At 50.0% G+C, this 16835-nt stretch carries 19 protein-coding genes; 11 read left to right on the top strand and 8 right to left on the bottom strand.

The window, feature by feature from the left end:
- From GMA8713_RS14775 to corA, 11 genes are all read left to right on the top strand, one after another.
- Positions 1–337, top strand: a 337-nt coding sequence (locus GMA8713_RS14775; RefSeq protein WP_157515497.1) for an IS630 family transposase, incomplete at its 5' end; no start/stop codon positions are given.
- 917 nt (positions 338–1254) lie between these two features.
- Entirely contained in the window at positions 1255–2589 is a 1335-nt protein-coding gene (gene fliD / locus GMA8713_RS14765; protein ID WP_062711357.1) for a flagellar filament capping protein FliD, read from the top strand.
- 11 nt (positions 2590–2600) lie between these two features.
- Entirely contained in the window at positions 2601–2987 is a 387-nt protein-coding gene (fliS, locus tag GMA8713_RS14760; RefSeq protein ID WP_062711355.1) for a flagellar export chaperone FliS, read from the top strand.
- Entirely contained in the window at positions 2971–3285 is a 315-nt protein-coding gene (locus tag GMA8713_RS14755) for a hypothetical protein (protein ID WP_062711353.1), read from the top strand. The genes fliS and GMA8713_RS14755 overlap by 17 nt, the downstream gene beginning before the upstream one ends.
- Positions 3285–4289, top strand: coding sequence for a flagellar hook-length control protein FliK (locus GMA8713_RS14750; protein WP_062711348.1), 1005 nt, complete (start codon positions 3285–3287; stop codon positions 4287–4289). Before GMA8713_RS14755 ends, GMA8713_RS14750 begins: the two co-directional genes overlap by 1 nt.
- Before the next feature lie 21 nt (positions 4290–4310).
- A complete protein-coding gene (locus GMA8713_RS14745) occupies positions 4311–4811 on the top strand; it encodes a flagellar basal body-associated FliL family protein (protein WP_062711344.1) in 501 nt (166 codons plus the stop codon).
- A 9-nt stretch (positions 4812–4820) separates the two neighbouring features.
- Positions 4821–5549 carry a FliA/WhiG family RNA polymerase sigma factor gene (locus tag GMA8713_RS14740; protein WP_062711341.1) on the top strand — a complete coding sequence of 243 codons (729 nt, stop codon included), beginning with the start codon at positions 4821–4823 and terminating at the stop codon, positions 5547–5549.
- Between the two features lie 24 nt (positions 5550–5573).
- A complete protein-coding gene (motA, locus tag GMA8713_RS14735) occupies positions 5574–6431 on the top strand; it encodes a flagellar motor stator protein MotA (RefSeq protein ID WP_062711337.1) in 858 nt (285 codons plus the stop codon).
- Positions 6431–7432: a flagellar motor protein MotB gene (locus tag GMA8713_RS14730; protein WP_062711334.1), complete on the top strand. Its 1002-nt coding sequence runs from the start codon at positions 6431–6433 to the stop codon at positions 7430–7432. Before motA ends, GMA8713_RS14730 begins: the two co-directional genes overlap by 1 nt.
- Before the next feature lie 91 nt (positions 7433–7523).
- On the top strand, positions 7524–7802 hold the full coding sequence (locus GMA8713_RS14725; RefSeq protein WP_062711331.1) for a hypothetical protein: 279 nt from the start codon (positions 7524–7526) through the stop codon (positions 7800–7802).
- A gap of 214 nt (positions 7803–8016) precedes the next feature.
- A complete protein-coding gene (gene corA, locus GMA8713_RS14720; protein ID WP_062711328.1) occupies positions 8017–8973 on the top strand; it encodes a magnesium/cobalt transporter CorA in 957 nt (318 codons plus the stop codon).
- 7 nt (positions 8974–8980) lie between these two features.
- Here the strand turns inward: corA and GMA8713_RS14715 are convergent, their stop codons facing one another.
- From GMA8713_RS14715 to flgG, 8 genes are all read right to left on the bottom strand, one after another.
- Positions 8981–10096 carry a redoxin domain-containing protein gene (locus GMA8713_RS14715; protein WP_232314450.1) on the bottom strand — a complete coding sequence of 372 codons (1116 nt, stop codon included), beginning with the start codon at positions 10094–10096 and terminating at the stop codon, positions 8981–8983.
- A 167-nt stretch (positions 10097–10263) separates the two neighbouring features.
- The gene (locus GMA8713_RS14710) at positions 10264–11304 is read right to left on the bottom strand and encodes a hypothetical protein (RefSeq protein ID WP_062711323.1); all 1041 of its coding nucleotides are present in this window, start codon (positions 11302–11304) and stop codon (positions 10264–10266) included.
- A gap of 11 nt (positions 11305–11315) precedes the next feature.
- Positions 11316–12215: a flagellar hook-associated protein FlgL gene (flgL, locus tag GMA8713_RS14705; protein WP_062711319.1), complete on the bottom strand. Its 900-nt coding sequence runs from the start codon at positions 12213–12215 to the stop codon at positions 11316–11318.
- A gap of 11 nt (positions 12216–12226) precedes the next feature.
- On the bottom strand, positions 12227–13600 hold the full coding sequence (gene flgK / locus GMA8713_RS14700) for a flagellar hook-associated protein FlgK (RefSeq protein WP_062711317.1): 1374 nt from the start codon (positions 13598–13600) through the stop codon (positions 12227–12229).
- Entirely contained in the window at positions 13601–14212 is a 612-nt protein-coding gene (locus GMA8713_RS14695; protein ID WP_062711314.1) for a rod-binding protein, read from the bottom strand. It abuts the gene before it with no gap.
- A gap of 9 nt (positions 14213–14221) precedes the next feature.
- Entirely contained in the window at positions 14222–15343 is a 1122-nt protein-coding gene (locus tag GMA8713_RS14690) for a flagellar basal body P-ring protein FlgI (RefSeq protein ID WP_062711311.1), read from the bottom strand.
- A complete protein-coding gene (gene flgH, locus GMA8713_RS14685; protein WP_062711309.1) occupies positions 15343–16014 on the bottom strand; it encodes a flagellar basal body L-ring protein FlgH in 672 nt (223 codons plus the stop codon). The genes GMA8713_RS14690 and flgH overlap by 1 nt, the downstream gene beginning before the upstream one ends.
- 29 nt (positions 16015–16043) lie before the next feature.
- Positions 16044–16829 carry a flagellar basal-body rod protein FlgG gene (flgG, locus tag GMA8713_RS14680; RefSeq protein ID WP_062711306.1) on the bottom strand — a complete coding sequence of 262 codons (786 nt, stop codon included), beginning with the start codon at positions 16827–16829 and terminating at the stop codon, positions 16044–16046.
- Positions 16830–16835: the final 6 nt, after the last annotated feature.

Below are 16835 nucleotides of genomic sequence, written 5' to 3'. Positions count from 1 at the left end.
AAAGAAAGACTCAGACCTATTCATTGCCATGCTGGAGAAGCTAAAGTGGCACTACCGCCGAGCCAAAAGTGTCACCTTGATACTGGATAACTACATCATCCACAAAAGTAAAAAAACGAAGGCTTGGCTCAAGAAGAACCCAAAGTTCAGGCTGCTGTTCCAGCCCGTTTATTGCCCTTGGGTCAACGTCATAGAACGATTGTGGAATGCTCTCCATGAGACAATTACTCGGAATCACAGGTGTAAACATATGTGGCAATTGCTCAGGAAGGTGAAGCACTTTATGGATAACGTATCGCCGTACCCGGGAGGTTGCCACGGCACGGCGAAAATGTAGCACTATTCGGATCAGTTATTTAGAGTATCTACACTAAAGGACATTGCAGCTATTACTAATTTTCCGCTTCTTTGATTCTTTGACGAAGTAGAGGAAGATCTAGACCATCAGAGGACGCAACATAGTCAGGATGTAGTAGATTTTCTGAAAGTCGTTTCCAGACTCCCTGACAACTCAAGAAAAGAATTTCTACAAACCAGTAAACAGCTTGCAACATTTATGGTAAACCTTGTAGAAGGTGAGTGAGTTATATATTTGAAAGAAAAGTAACCTATTCACCTAGCTTAGTTAATACACCTTAAGCATCTGAAATTTCGCGAATTTATTGCGTCTAAAAGCTCCCCTAAAATCTATCGTCTATTCCCGAATAATCTGGAAATGCTTCCCCGAGAGGCATCATTCTCTGACTCAAGATCACATTTCTATGCGCTTAACCTCTTAATACCTTTGGACTTTTCGTCGCCTTTATACCCAAACAACCTGAAGATACTCGCATTCAGAGGTCATCAATGCGTTCAATTCGAGGCAAATTTCGCGAGGAATAGTCGTTCTATTTCCGTGGAATTTAACGATGAAGTGGGCGCATTGAAGGCCTCCCTTCGGGCGAGTTGACTGACGTCGTGCTCTTTGTTGTTCTTTTTTGATGGAGGTGACGACACCTACAAAGGAACGCCGCGAACACAACGCCAGTCAAACTCGCTGTATCCTGCATCTTCAGGTTATTTGATGAGATAGCTGTTAGGAAAAATCCCTTTTTCAACAGGAAGCGACGGAACCCCACAAAGGAAATGTTGCTTCCGCCCTCTATAAATAACCGTGCTAATTCATTGTTTTTATTAGCACTAATCAATGGCATACATCTTGCGATTTGTTGTTCATACAAAAACGCATTGACCTGATGCACAGGGAGCAAACCCATGAGTTCGTTAGACCCAATCACAATGGCAACGCAGTTGGCGACCTTTGACGTTCAACCTTTCCAGATGCGTTACCAAATGCAGGCTGATAAGTATCAAGCGCAAATTGCTGCACTGGGCAAAGTGGAGTCGGCACTGCGAGATTTCCGCAATGCAGTGAACGACATGAACAGCACGGGCAGCAGCATCATCAAGAACACCGCAACCACCACGCAGGATGGTTTTTTTTCCGCGAGTGCGGATGCCAATGCGCTGAGTGGTAGCTACCAGATTTTTGTTGAGCAGATTGCCTCTGCGCATCAAGCTTCGGCAGGCATGCCAGCGGACATGGATGCCAACACTGAAATCCCCACCACTGGCGAACTCACTTTCACCGTAAACGGTGAACAAATGGTGATTGACCTCTCCACTGTTGATACCGACGGTGACGGTAAGGCCACCATGAGCGATTTGGTCAAAGCCATCAACAACAACACCAATCCAGGTGTGAATGCCACGCTGGTCCGCTCGAATGGCCAAACCCACCTGATGCTTTCATCCACAGAAACAGCCGCGGCAAACCGTGTTGAAGTCAGTGCGACGGGCACCGGTGCCGCCTGGTTTGAAGATGGATTTGCCAACCTCAACACAATCACAGAGCCAAAAGACGCAGTCATTTGGCTGGGCGCACAAAACTCTGGCCTCAAGCTGACCAATGCCAGCAACACCTTTGAAGGCATCATTGATGGCGTAGATATCACAGTCACTAAAGCGCAAACCACCGGAGATGCGGCGATTGGCTTGAATGTCGGAGCAGATGCTGAAGCAACCAAAGAGCAGGTCAACAAGTTCATTGAGGCCTATAACACGCTTATCACCGCTTTGGATGAACACACGGCGTTGGGCGGTGAAGATCAGAAACGTGGCGCATTAGCCAACGACCCAACACTCCGCTCCATCGAAAGCCAGCTATCCGGCATTCTACGTGGCGATTTCAACGGGATGCGACTGGCTGATGTAGGTATCAGCATTAACCGTGAAGGCAAGATGGAACTGGATAACGACAAGTTCACCGAAGCCCAGAAGAATAACAGTGCTGCCCTAGAGCAGATGTTTAACGGCAAAGGCAACCTGCTCGATTCTATCGACTCTATGATGGAGCCCTATCTCAAGTTTTCTTCCGGCTTGCTCAGCTCACGCAAAGAATCGCTGCAAAGCAACATCGACCGCATTGACGACAAGCAAGCCCAACTCGAGCGCAAGTACGACATGGCGTACGACCGCTACCTCAAACAATTTACCCAGATGAACAACATCATGACCCAGATGAACCAAACCATGTCGATGTTTGGTTAGGAGAACTTTTTATGCTTATGGACTCTGGCTATGACTCTTATCAGCAAGTGGACTTGGATGCACAGGCCGCTTCCGCTTCCCCTCACCAGTTGGTGGTGATGCTCATTGATGGCCTGTTGGATGAAGTGGAACGCACCCGCGGCCACATTACCGCTGGCCGGCTGGCGCAAAAAGGTACCAGCATCAGCAAATGTATGAACATTTTGATTGGCCTCGACAGCGCATTGGATGACGAGAAAGGCGGTGAGGTCGCGCAAAACCTCCACCAGCTTTACGACTTCTGCCAAATGGAGCTGTATCAGGCGAGCCTGAATAACGACGTGGACAAGCTCACCAACGTTGAACGCGTAATGGGCAACATTCGCGAAGGATGGATGAATTTTGGCCAGCAATCCTAGCATTACCGTCGCGCTGATACGGCAGATAACACAGCGAACCCAGAAAGCCATCGAATTAAAAGACTGGCAAGCGCTAAAGCAGCTGGATCTTAAAGTGAGGGAGATACTCAAACATCACCCAGAGTGCCTTAAAGATCCGGCGTTGCGACCTGAATTTGATCGCCTCAAAGCGACTTATCAACGTGCATCTCGCACCTTAAACGAAGCCATTAACACGACAAAAGTAGAGTTGGAATCCATTCAGTCCCAACAAGAGCGTGCCAAAGCTTACCAAACCACAATGACTATGGATTTTTGATGATAACTTCGACGTCATTGACACAAGTACATACCCAGAAAACGAGCAACATGGGAGAAAGCCAAGCTCGCATACAGGCGTCGATTGGCTTTAACCCGCAGTCAGGTTCAACGCATGCCTTTCTTTTAGGTCAGGCCTTGCCGACATTCACCGCTGAGGCTAAAAGCCTTGATGAACACGCCGAGTTAATTGAAAGTTTAAATCCCGCAGACCTTGCTCTCTTGAACCCAATTAACCCAACACTCAGCCAAACCCCAAAGCAGATGGCCGAACTGGGTATGCCTCTGCAAACGGCTGACGGAGAAGAAAGAGCCTTCAAGGGTGATATGCGCGGTCTAGCCCGGGTACAAGCCATCCTGATTGATTCAAGAACGACCCAAACCCTGCAACAACCAACGCTGGTAAATACTGACGCGATTAAACCTGCCCAGCTTTCATTAGCTGGGTTGGAACCCTCAGCGCAACAAAACTTGCAGCAGGTGCTTAACAATCTGCCTCAAATGGGTGTGAGCACGTCAGTTCAAGCGAACATTAATCAGCCGACAAACACGACAACTTCTATTGCTGTCAGCCCGGAGTGGGCCGCCGTAAAAGTCGATACATCGCAAGGCAAATGGGGCGAGCAGATGATGCAGGTCTTACAGGATCGCGTCACGCTGCAGGCTCAGCAAAATATGCAGGAAGCACGTATCCGCCTGGACCCACCTGATCTCGGCAAGCTTGATTTACTCGTGCGCGTTGAAGGCGACCGCCTGAGTGTGCAAATCAACGCGAATGCTGTCGCTACCCGTGAAGCTTTGGTTCAGATTTCCGAGCGCCTTCGCGCCGAACTCCAGAACCAGAACTTTGTGCATGTAGACGTGAACGTCGGTGACGGTGAAAGCGGCCGCTCCCGCCAATCGCATGCTGACGACGATCTCCATGTTTTCGCTGCCCGCGATATTCATAACGAATCCCACTCTTCAACCACTTACGGCGACCATTGGCTCAACACCCAAGCCTGATCACTCCACGAGGAAATAGTCATGACAAAACAACAACTACTCGTCTTTTCTGGCGCAATGATTGTCACCAGCGCACTGGTTTCAGCAGGCACAGTGATGGGTGGACTTTGGTACATGCAAAACCAGCAGCAAACAGAAACGGTTGAACAGTCACTGTTTGAGAAATTCTCTCTCCCTTTCCTGTTTGAACAGGACGAGCCAAAAAATGGCCCTAGCTTCCATGAGCTCGAGAAGATCGTGCTCTCCGTGAAGGGCAATCGCCAAACACACTTTGTGATGCTGGAACTGGCGGTCGAAACCCGTCATCCCGATCGTATCGCGAGCATTGACGACTACATGCCTGTGGTCCAAAACGCGCTGCTCAGACTTTTCGCTAACAAGCACTATGACGACCTGCAGCAAGATGGCGCGATCGATACGCTGCAAAAAGAGGTGAAAGACACCCTGCTCTTAGCCTTTGCAAAAACAGATCTGGTGCGTGATATCGACGATGTGCTGCTGACTAAATACGTGGTTCAGTAAGGAGCGCTCATGTTGGATATGACCTACCAAGAAGGGTATGCCGAGCCAGAGGTCGCCAGTGTACCGGCACAACCTGTCGACGAGAACAAACTGCTCCAACAGCACCAGATTTTGGTCAAGCGCGTGGTTAACCAACTGCGCGCCCATGCCAATACCCATTGCAGCATCGAAGACATGCAGCAAATCGGACTGATTGGCCTTCTGGAAGCTGGAAGACGCTACGGCAATATTGACGACCCACACTTCCCTGCATTTGCGGTATGCCGTATCCGTGGGGCCATTCTGGATGAGCTTCGCCGTCTGGATTGGCGTTCACGAAAAACCCGCCAGCAGGCACATGAACTCAATGACGTTACACGTGATCTGACCCGGGCACTCGGCAGGCCACCTACGGATGCGGAGATCATTAAAGCACTCGGGACCGACGAGAAGGACTACCATGCCCGGCTGAATGCGTCACTCGCCGGGGAAATGCAGAGCTTGGATCAGCTTTTAGAAAACGGCGCGGATGGCCAATTCGATTCCCACTACGACGCCACGGTACATGAACAAAACCGCATGAGTCTGGAAGCGGCCCTCAGCCAACTTTCCAAGCGCGATCAACTGCTGCTAACCCTTTTCTATCAACACGACCTCAACCTTCACGAAATCGCGCTGGTACTGGATTTAACACCACCACGCATTTGCCAGTTACACAAACAGGCACTGAAGCAACTCAACCACTTTCTGTCTGAATAGGATCACTGAATCCAGGAGTCTAGGATGCAAAAACTATTAGGAGCCATCATTGTTTTGGTGGGTGTATTTGGCGGCTACGTGATGGCAGGCGGTAAACTCGGTGCCATCTGGCAGCCTGCTGAATTTATGATCATCATAGGAGCAGCTTTGGGCTCGCTGATCATCGGTAACCCGCCTCAAGTACTGAAAGAAATGCGTATACAGTTTATGCGTGTTTTGCGTCGTCCACGCAACGAGCAGGAATATTACATGGAGCTGATGGCACTGCTTCAGGTCCTGCTGGAAACCGTGCGTAGCGGTGGTTTCAAATCCCTCGACCGACATATTGAAAACCCCTCTGAAAGTACACTTTTCAACCGATACCCCTTGGTTGCCCAAGATTATCGCCTCGTTTCTTTCATTACTGACAATTTACGTTTAATGGCGATGGGACAAATGTCGCCTCATGAATTAGAGGGGCTGCTCGAACAGGAAATCGATGCCATTGAAACAGACCTGCTTTTGCCTTCGCGTTCAATGCAGCGCACTGCGGAAGCCCTGCCAGGTTTCGGTATTCTCGCAGCAGTTGGCGGCATCATCATCACCATGAGCGCCATTGACGGTTCCATCGCAATGATTGGCTATCACGTTGCTGCTGCTCTCGTCGGTACATTTTTGGGGATCTTCGGCTGTTACTGCTGTCTGGACCCCGCCAGTAATGCCATGGCTCAACGCGTGAAACGCGAAATGTCAGCTTATGAATGCGTACGCGCCACCCTGGTTGCCTACGTGGCCAAAAAGCCGACTTTGCTTTCGATTGACGCTGGCCGTAAACACATTCAGCTGGACATTAAACCCACCTTTAACCAAATGGAGAAGTGGCTGGCTGAACAGGAGGGATAATGCAAAGACAAGAACATGTGGTATTCAAGCGCGCCAAACACAAAGGGCACGACGAACACCATGGCGGTGCATGGAAGGTCGCTTTTGCGGATTTCATGATTGCGCTGATGGCTCTGTTTCTTGTGTTATGGGTGATGCAGGTCGTCGATAAAGAGGAGCGTAAAGCCATCATGGCAAACCTGCACAGCGCCAGCGTGTTCGACAAGAGCTTCGGCAACCCGTTTGACTCTTCACAGAGCATTTCCCCGATTGATTTGGCATCGGACTCTTCGGTGCCAAGTCAGCAAAACTCCAACCATACCGAAAGCTCTTTCTTTCAGGGCGATGGAGATGGCCCAGAAACCGATTCACTGATCCGCGGTACCTTCGACACTCAGGAACGTTTAACCCTTCTTGCTGAGCTGATTGAAGAAATGGCGCATCAGGTGAACGCGTCAGGCAACGTCAATGTGACTGTCACGCCGCAAGGGCTTCGTATTGTGCTTCAGGACGATTTTAGGCAGCACATGTTTAGCCGCGGTGGCGCAGAACTCACGCCCTTCTTTGAAGATTTGTTGCTGGCACTGGCGCCGGTTTTCCACCAAGTTGAGAACCCGCTGATCATCAGTGGCCACACTGACGCCACCCAGTTCAAGAAAGCCTTCAGTACCACATCGAACTGGGATCTTTCTTCCCGCCGTGCAAACCGCGCCCGTCAAACCTTGGTGGCAGGCGGTATGCCGGATTCCCGCGTCTTACAAGTGACTGGCATGTCTGACCGAGCACTGTTGAACACCAGTGATCCTGAATCTGCGGAAAACCGCCGCATCGAGCTGTTTATCCTGACCACGCCTGCAGCAGAAGTGATATCAACCCTGTTCGGACACGAGTCAAAAAGCGAACTGGAACGCGCCAAGGAAAAAGCTGAATTCAATCAACCTGTCATTCGTCATGACATGATTAACTACGAAGTCGACGCCGCCAAAGGAACACAAACCCAGGCGTCTCTTCGGGACTTGTAACCGCTTCATGTCGGGAGACGAGCTGAATTCATGCCGTAGTGATTCAGTCCCGACATGCTTTTTCCATTCAAACCAATAGTTCGAGTTCGTTATGCACGCTGACGCGCCTAAAAAAGACACGGTGAAAAAAGCCTTTCTATGGCTGGTCGTGTTTGATTACGTCCTTTTGGCGCTGTTTTTGTACCAGCTTTCCAATCTCACGCTAAATGGAGGCACCTTCATCAGCACACTCTTGATGCTGTATAACCTTCTGCTGTCAGTGCTCTGCTTTCAGCGCACGTCGCATCAGGACAGCCACATCATCTACCCCACTATTTCAGCCACCATGCTGGCGTTCGTCTGTTTTCTATATTTCTTCTTTTTGGTGTGACGGTACTGAAACTCAAACAACCTGTAGATGCTCAATAGTTAGACCCTATAGTTTTGAAGGGGTTGGGGTATATACCCAATTTAAACTGTCTTCCTCCTGTGACGTAAGCGCCAATAGCCGCAGTCCACCTTGAATATCAGCGGGTTCTGAACACAAAATTAAAACACAGCACCGCTATTCTCTCTCCTATTCACTGCATTGCTAAGGGGCCACTATGCTGCGTTTGTTTACCATTGAATCTGGCGCGATAACTGAAATACCGATAGGCGAAGGTGCCGATCTGAAGCAGTTAGTCGGTCAGGCAAAGTGGATAGACGCCCACGACCCTACCGACACCGAACGCGAGTTGGTGAGCTCTCTACTAAGAATTGATTTGCCTGAATCCGACGATGTGGAAGAGATAGAAACCTCCGCCCGTTACTTCACGGATAAAAGCGGCCTGCATGTCCACTCCCTGTTTCTCTCCAAAAGCGAAGGACGACACACCACAGTCACGGTCGCCTGCATCTTGCAAAGTGAGCGGTTGATTACCATACGTGATGGTGATGTGGCGGACTTTCGTTTGTTAAGACTTCGTGCCCGTCGTCGCCAGGTACGTTGTAAAGACGTTGAAACCTTGCTGGTGACCTTGCTTGAGCAGAAGGTCGAAAACCATGCGGATACCCTGGAAGACCTGCATCGGGAGTTGGAAAAAGTCAGTCATGCTGTGTTGGAAGATGACGATTCTGACTTGGAAGAAAGTATAGAGCAGTTGGCAAAGCTTGAAGACAGTAACGGGAAAGTGCGCCTTTGTTTGATGGATAACCAGCGTGCGATTTCTTTCCTACTTCGTCATTTACAAAGCCGCAATGAACACCGGGAAACCCTGCATGAAATCGGCCGTGACATCGATGCATTGATGTCCCATACCACTTTCCTCTTCGACAAGATCAACTTCTTGATGGATTCAACTCAGGGCTTTATCAACATTGAGCAAAACCAGATTATCAAGATCTTTTCGATCGCCGCCGTTGTTTTCCTGCCCCCGACAGTAGTGGCGAGTGTATATGGAATGAACTTCCAGTTCATGCCGGAGCTGGAATGGAAATATGGCTTCCCCTTCGCAATCGCTTTAATGATCGCTTCCGGGGTTGCTCCTCTGGTTTATTTCAAGAAGAAGGGCTGGTTATGAGGCATACTCATTTATCTTCTTCTGTTGAGAGCTGAGGCGCAGACTTCTCCAAAAATTGTAGATTTTCCCTGCGTATATCCGCGGCAACGTCATCATACAAGAAGGGTAGAAAAGCGTACCGTGAACCCGAAATCACGGGCTTTGCTTCGTGCAAAAGCGAGCAGGAAAATACGCATGCACCTCCTGCTGGAACCACATATTTTTGCTGACCAAATTCCGGGAAGCAAAGTTCTCCTCCCTCATACTCACCTGTATTCAGGTTGATGGAGACTGCGAACTTCCGGTGAGCAGTGCCTTTCGTTGTGTTATCTCGATGTGGCCTGAAGTGACCTGAACTTTCTGAGTCGTAACACGCCACCAGATAGCGTTCGATACGTGTGGCATTGAATTGAAAAGCCTTTTTGATTTCAGGCAGCAAACGGTATCGGATTCTCATCAGACAAGCGTTCCTGAGATCAGCATCCTGGATTAACTCATCACTTCTGCTCTTGTGAGCAAGATTGTGTACTTCCACAGTTTTACCATCCAGCTCCTGCATAAAGCCAGATGGCTTACCGCCTCTTTCATCATAGTATTTGATAAGCGCCTGACAAAAATCAGGTTCAAATATACGCGGAACTATAAGCACGGGTGCCGGAACATCCGATACCCTGCCCTTCTTAATCGGAGGAAGCGTCGAAAGAACTTCAAGCACTTTGGCTAGGTGGGATTCCCCATAACATTTGGAGGTGATAGCGATATTGGCAACGACACGCAATCGCTCGTCCAAGATGAAAGTTTGCGCCTTTACCTTTCCTGCTTCATAAAGAGCCCCAAACTTGGCTGCCAACGACATATCGAAATCCTGCAGAAGAGACATCGCAAATGTACGATCCTCAAAAAGCGCTTCAGAATCATCGTTCGAGTCACTTGTTACACCCAAAAATCTATAAGAATGCACATTGAACGTGTCTTCGAATTCAAAGAAGGCGTCTATCGTACTGCGAATTTGCGGCAATCGAAGTGAACCGAGAAAGCTCAGAACAACATAATTACCCGCAACGGTATGAAACCGAAACCTTGGGTTTTTAGGTGATTGGCATTCAAACCAGGGGACTGGTTCACCGATCCTTGGCTTGTTCATTTTCTGCTCCAAGCAACTCATTCAAAAGCGATTTAGCATCAGGTGCGCTAACGCATACTTGGGCACAAGAATATGAGGAATTTAACCTCAAGTCCGTCTCATAAATGAGACGTAAAATGAAACTGTTTTACTAAGAAAGTGACTTGGTTAGCAGGTTTGACACTCAATCACCTCAACAGCCCCACCACGCTATGCCTTTTCACATTTGCTTGTGCATTGAGTGCCTCAAATGTCATACCAAATTTGTCTGAAGATGACTGAAACTGCGCTAAGCGGGTATTCACTTCCTCTATTGAAAGCACGGGTTTGCTTTGATGGAGGTTGTTTATCTGGCTGGACAGTTCTCCATGAAATTGGCGGGCTTGATCAAGACCGGTATGGACTTGCTGCAAGTGCTGATTGATCTTACTGATGGTATTTTTGATACCTTCACGACTGCTAAGATCAAAGCCAAGTTCTGCGATGCCTTCAGGATCAGGCTTTAAGGTCAGGGTGTTAGGTTGACCCGCGGGGAACCGATAGCCTTGCCCTGTCACCATCACTTTCTGCTGCATCTGACGGTAGGAAGACTCCTGAGTTTCAAACAGGATTGAACCATCTTCACCCAAGGAAGCGCGCATACCGAGAGGAATAAGGCTTCTGTCGAGCATCTTCAGGGTAGATTTTCCGTCGGACTGACCATCAAATTGAATCATCACCGATTGGCCTTGCGGAAAGTCGAGACGAATTTGTTCTGCTCTTTCTGGAAGTCGGTTGATATTCAAGCCAGGGATAGAAAATCGGCGGATATCCGCGCTATCAAGACGGACACGAAGCTCATTATCCACCACTTTTTTACCATCAAATCGCGCTTGGTGAAGGATGGTTTCGATGTTTTGTTTACTTTTAGCCAGGGTTTCCTTTAACCACGGAACATTTTGGGAACCGCGGGAAAGTGCCTGCGTTAACCCGCTTTTCATCTGGCTAAGTTCCTTGCCAACAAGTTGTAAAGACTTGGCAGCGATCTGAACAGATGTCGCCTGCTGCTGACCTTGTGCCAACAGCATCTTAGAAACAGAATAGGCTGACGTAGTGTCAGCCTTTACCAGAGGAAATTTCGGGGTTGCAGTACTGCCTTGATCCGGTGAGCGTGACGGGGTGATGGCAGTCTGCTCATGACTGGTTAGACGAATGCCATGAGGTCTCACCTCTACCGTACTCATTGCCATACATTGCTTTCCTAAATTCGGTCGAACAGATTCAGATCGTTAATTTTTACGTAGCTCGCCTGAGTGGCTTGCAGCGCTGCGAGGTAATTGCTCAAACGCACCGATGCTTCGCCATAGTCGAGCGCGGAAATGTCGCTGTTGACCTTGTCGATAAACAGTTTGTTTTCGCTGTGCGTGCTGTCCATCAAATCCAGGTTATTCAGACGTCCACCGATTTCTGTCATCGCACCCAGCACATTACTGGATGTTAACTCAATGGCACTCAGGGTTAATTCCACCTGATTCTCGAAATTCGCCGTGGGATTTTTGAACTCAGTGATCAAGGCATCAAGCTGGTTCAGCACATTATCACCACCACCGAGCTCGACGATGTCTTTTGCTGTCATGTTTGATTCCATGGTCACGCCTTTTGCTACCGTTACCACACGCTTATCACTGTTCCCATCCACCAGATACGCACCACCACCATTGGAGAGCGAAGGCTTGTCGGTTTGGGTGCCGGAGAAAATATAATGCCCCTCCTCATCCTGAGCATTAAAGGAAGACACAATGGAATCTCGCAGACTTTCCAGCTCAGTGATCATGCCAGCACGGTCTTCGTCTGTGAGAGTACCGTTTGCACCCCATAGCACCAGATCACGCATCTCTTTCAGGCTATAGTTCACTGAATCCAAATACACTTCCTGACTAGACAACGTGGTTTTCACGTTCGCTATGTTGGTCTGATACTGGGAAATCGCCGCGCCTTCACGCTCGAGGTTAAGCAGTTTGATGGACGCCATCGGGTCGTCAGACAGCTTGGTCAGGCGGTTACTTGTCGCCATTTGTTGAAGCACTTCACCGAGACCTGCGTTATTTACCTGCAGGCTTTGCAGCATCATCTGGCTGAAATGGGTATCACTGACTCGCATGATGACTTTCCTTAAAAGAGTTGCAACACAGACTGGAACAGGTCGTTCGCGGTACTGATGACTTTCATGTTGGCGTTATGGGCGTTGGCAAACATCATCAGATTGCCTGCTTCCTCATCCTTCGACACTGCGCTGAGATTATCGCGCTGTGCTAATGCCTGCTTATTCATGGCGGCCTTTGCCTCAAAATCCGCTTCTGACTGACGTGCTTTAATCGCGGTTTCACCCACCATGGCAGTGAAGGCATCATTCAGCGAAAGGTTACCAAAACCGGAGATAGCGACCGGCTTGGTGCTGATATCAATCAGGTTTTTCAGTACGTCACTGTTACCCGGCGTGCCGTCGCTGGAAAATGCCAGCTCTTCAGCCTTGATATCTGTGATGGTGAGACTGGCTGCCGGATTGGATGGGTCGTAAGTAAACAGTGGCTTGCCGTCGTTCCCGTTCAAGTCCTTACCCGTCGCCAATACCGTATTAAATTCTTCTGCCAATGCTTTTGCCATGTCATTGATAGCAAGTTGATTGGGTTTTAATACATCATTTTGGTAGTCATTGAGTGCGCCAAGCTCCCCCCCAACCGATCCTTTGATCGCGAAGCTCTGATGACCAAATTCCACGTTGAGCGTCGCCATGTACGCATCATCAGGATCCGGAATCGCTTTCAACTGTCCATAATCGCCGCCCATGACCAAGGGCTGCCCTGACGCCAATGTCACCTGCACGGTACCGTCCGCCTGATCAGTTGTTTTTACTTCCATCACTTTAGAAAGTTCACCAATCAGCATGTCGCGGGTATCCATGAGCTGGGCTGGATTGCCGCCTGCTCCTTGCATCTCGGTGATTTGCTGATTCACTGCGGCGATATTGCTAAGCAGACTGTTAGTATGAGACACCGCTGCAGTACGCTGGTCGTGCATATCCTTGTGTTGGTTATGCATGGCATCATTGAGAGCATTAAAGCGACGCGAAATCGCTTCGGCTTCATTGATAATTTGCTGACGAAGTGGCTGGGACTCAGGCTTGGTCGTTGCATCATTCAGCGCCGCAAAGACGGAATCTAGACCTGCTGAGAGACTGAAACCATCGGCACCCAAGGTGTTTTCCAAATGACTCATGTTGGTTGTATAGCGGGCAGCGTAGGCTGCCGTGCTGCTGGTCGACCAAAGTTGCTTCACCAAAAATCCATCTGTGACACGGCGAATGCTGGTGACTTCCACCCCCATTCCCGCTTCAAAAGCGTTGTGCTTTGAGCCACCCACCGAGGCCATGATCGCCTGCTGACGGCTATAGCCTGGGGTGTTCACGTTTGCCACATTCTGCGCGGTCACTTCGAGCCCCACACGGTTAGCATTGAGGCCAGACATGGCGATATTCACGAGGTTCATTTACAGCTCCAATCTTCTTATCAGCGGCTGTGAGAAAGCAGTTGTCGTCACCACTTCATTGCGCTGTTTATTTTGAGAGGCGACCTCATCGTCTGCTTTGTTAACGCTGCTGCAGCGGCTAAAATCAGGAGAAACATGAGCTTGTGACCTTGCTTCCGCTTTGATCACGCAATGTTCATCGTTCGCAGCATCAAAGGTGGGCAGAAGATTGACCACTGACTCAGAAACTGATTTTTTCGGCTCTGGTGCCTGTGGGGAAACCTGTGAAGTCATGGGTGCGGTTGGCACGGAAGGACTCAACTGTTTCACCAGCATGTCTGCAATACCTGCATTTTGTTTTCTTGCCATTTCAATCGCCAACTGCCCGTCATGCATATCGCGGAACACGCCATATTGCTGACTCGAAAAAGGACTGTCCTCATCCGCCAGCACGTCGCTGCTGCTGCGCATCTGCCTGAGTACCAGTTGCAGAAACATGGCTTCGAATTGTCCTGCGACTTCTTTCAATGCACCTTGCTGATCGCTGCTGTGCCGGATTTTTGCCAGCGCGCTGTTATCGTGATAAAGCATGGCGCTCATTTGCGCTTGCTCCCGCATTCCATCTAGGTTCATGTCGGCTCCTTAAATCACGACCAGTTCTGCATTCAGTGCACCTGCTTCGGAGAGCGCCTGAAGAATCGACATCAAGTCTGTTGGTGTCGCGCCAAGACTGTTTACCGCACTGACGATGGTGTTGAGATCCGTCCCCGGAGGCCAAATCACCATCTGCGCTTTGTCTTCGTTGATATCGATCTCTGAGTTATCAACGGTCACTGTCTCACCATCAGCAAAGGCATTTGGCTGACTCACCTGCTGGGTTTCTGAAATCGTCACGGTGAGGTTGCCGTGACTGACAGCCGCTTCACCGACTTTTACGTTTTTACCAATCACGACAGTACCGGTGCGGGAATTGAAGACCACACGCGCGGGCTTACGCCCTTCTTCCACGCTCATTTCTTCCAGCATGGAAAGCATGATGACACGTTGCTGCGTATCTTCCGGTGCACGCATTTCGATACGGGCATTGTTGATGGCCATCGCCACATCCGGACCAAACGTCGTGTTGATTTCGCGGGCGATGTTTTTCGCTGTCGTAAAACTGGCTTTGCGAAGATTCAGGGTGATGGTGTCGCGCTCATTAAAATCAGTCGGGATCTCACGCTCCAGTGTGGCACCGTTCGGGATCCGCCCTGTGGTTGGTGTGTTGACTGTGGTTTTGGAGCCACTGCGACCTTCTGCAGTGACGCCACCTACCACAACGTTACCCTGTGCGACGGCATAAACGTCACCATCAATACCGCGAAGTGGGGTCAAAAGTAATGTTCCTCCACGCAGGCTTTTAGCATCACCAATCGATGAAACCACGATATCGATGGTCTGCCCCGGCCCCACATTGGGATCTACCATGGCAGTGACGGACACTGATGCCACGTTACGCAATTTCGGGTCAGTATTGGCATCAATCTGCACGCCAAACTGTCGCAGCATGTTGGTAATAGACTGGGAGGTGAATTTCACCTGATTACGGTCACCTTGACCGTCCAGACCCACAACTAAGCCGTATCCCACCAGCTGGTTCTGGCGAATACCCTGGATATCGACCAAATCCATGATGGGGATTTTCACTTCTGCCTGCACCATCGCGGAAACCCCCAGCGAAAATGCCAACAGCAGTGATGAAAAAATCGTTTTACCTTGTGTCATTAGAACGGCACCCATGGAGAATTGAAGAATTGCGTCAGCCAGCCCGACGCGTTGCTGTCCGCGAGTGCGCCACGGCCGGCGTACGTGATACGGGCATCGCCTATACGCTGGGAGGAAATCTGGTTGCTGCGGTTGATATCATCAACGCGGACGATACCGGTCAGGCGAATAAACTCATCGCCTTGATTCAGGCGCAGCCATTTTTCGCCGTTGATGCGAAGCACACCATTCGGCAGTACTTCATGCACTGTCACCGTAATCGCGCCCTGAAGCTTGTTACCTTGTGAGCTGGAAGCACTGCCATCGAACGAGCGGTCTGCATCGATACTGACCGCTGCGCCGTCAATGGTATTGGTGCCTAGAACCGGCGCAGCAAAGCCAACACCAGAACGCTTTCCATAACGGGTGTCGGCCTTTTTCTGCGAGTTGGTTTCTTCTGATAACATCACGGTCAGGATATCGCCCACACGGTACGCACGGCGATCCTGGAACAATGTCATGGTGTATTGGTGTCGATAAAGGCTGCCATCCTTTGCTTCCGGCAAGGAGTAATCCAACACAGGCGGCGCGTATGCTTCCTCATCAGGCTTTGGTGGCGTGAACTCCTGCCTTCCTGCACATCCCGCCAGCACCAAAAGTACCAGCACCCAGCTTCTCGCAATCCACTTCATTGCGCCTTCCTTCATCTTCACCCACTCACCTACACTGACTGCGCGACAAACTTGAGCATGTCGTCAGCGGCTGATACCACTTTGGCGTTCATCTCATACGCACGCTGCGTCGTGATCATGTCGACCATCTCTTCCACCACCTGCACGTTCGAACCTTCCAGCGCACCCTGTTTGATACTTCCTGCGCCGTCTTCACCCGCAATCAACTCTTCTGCCAGACCGCTCGCTTCCGTTTCACGGAACAGGTTGCCGCCAATCGCTTCTAAACCCGCAGGGTTGATAAACTTCGCCAACGTGATTTGGCCGATATTCTGTGGTTGGGCATCACCAGCTGTGGTCACAGACACATTGCCATCGACACCCACAGAAACAGACACCGCGTTATCCGGGATCTGTACTTGTGGCATCAGCGGCAAGCCCTGACTGTTCACCATCAAGCCTTCTGAGTTAACGTGGAATTGGCCATTGCGCGAATACATAATTTGGCCGTCGGAGTTTTCAATCTGGAAGAAGCCTTGGCCCATGACCGCCAGATCCAGTTCCTGACTGGTGTTTTGGGTGTTGCCCTGAGTAAAGACTTTCTGCGTACCGACCACGCGCACGCCACTACCTAACTGCACACCACTTGGCAGTTGGTTGATATCATCAACCTGCGCACCGGGCTGGCGTTGAATGCTGTAGAACAGATCTTCGAATACCACACGATCGCGCTTGAAACCGACCGTATTAACGTTGGCGAGGTTGTTGGAGATGGCCGTCATTTTGGTGTCCTGCGCCGCCATCCCTGTTTTGCTTACCCATAATGATGAGTGCATTGGTTA

The organism is Grimontia marina (assembly GCF_900060185.1).
Taxonomy (GTDB): Bacteria; Pseudomonadota; Gammaproteobacteria; order Enterobacterales; family Vibrionaceae; genus Enterovibrio; species Enterovibrio marinus.
This window is presented reverse-complemented; position numbering and strand designations above follow the sequence as displayed.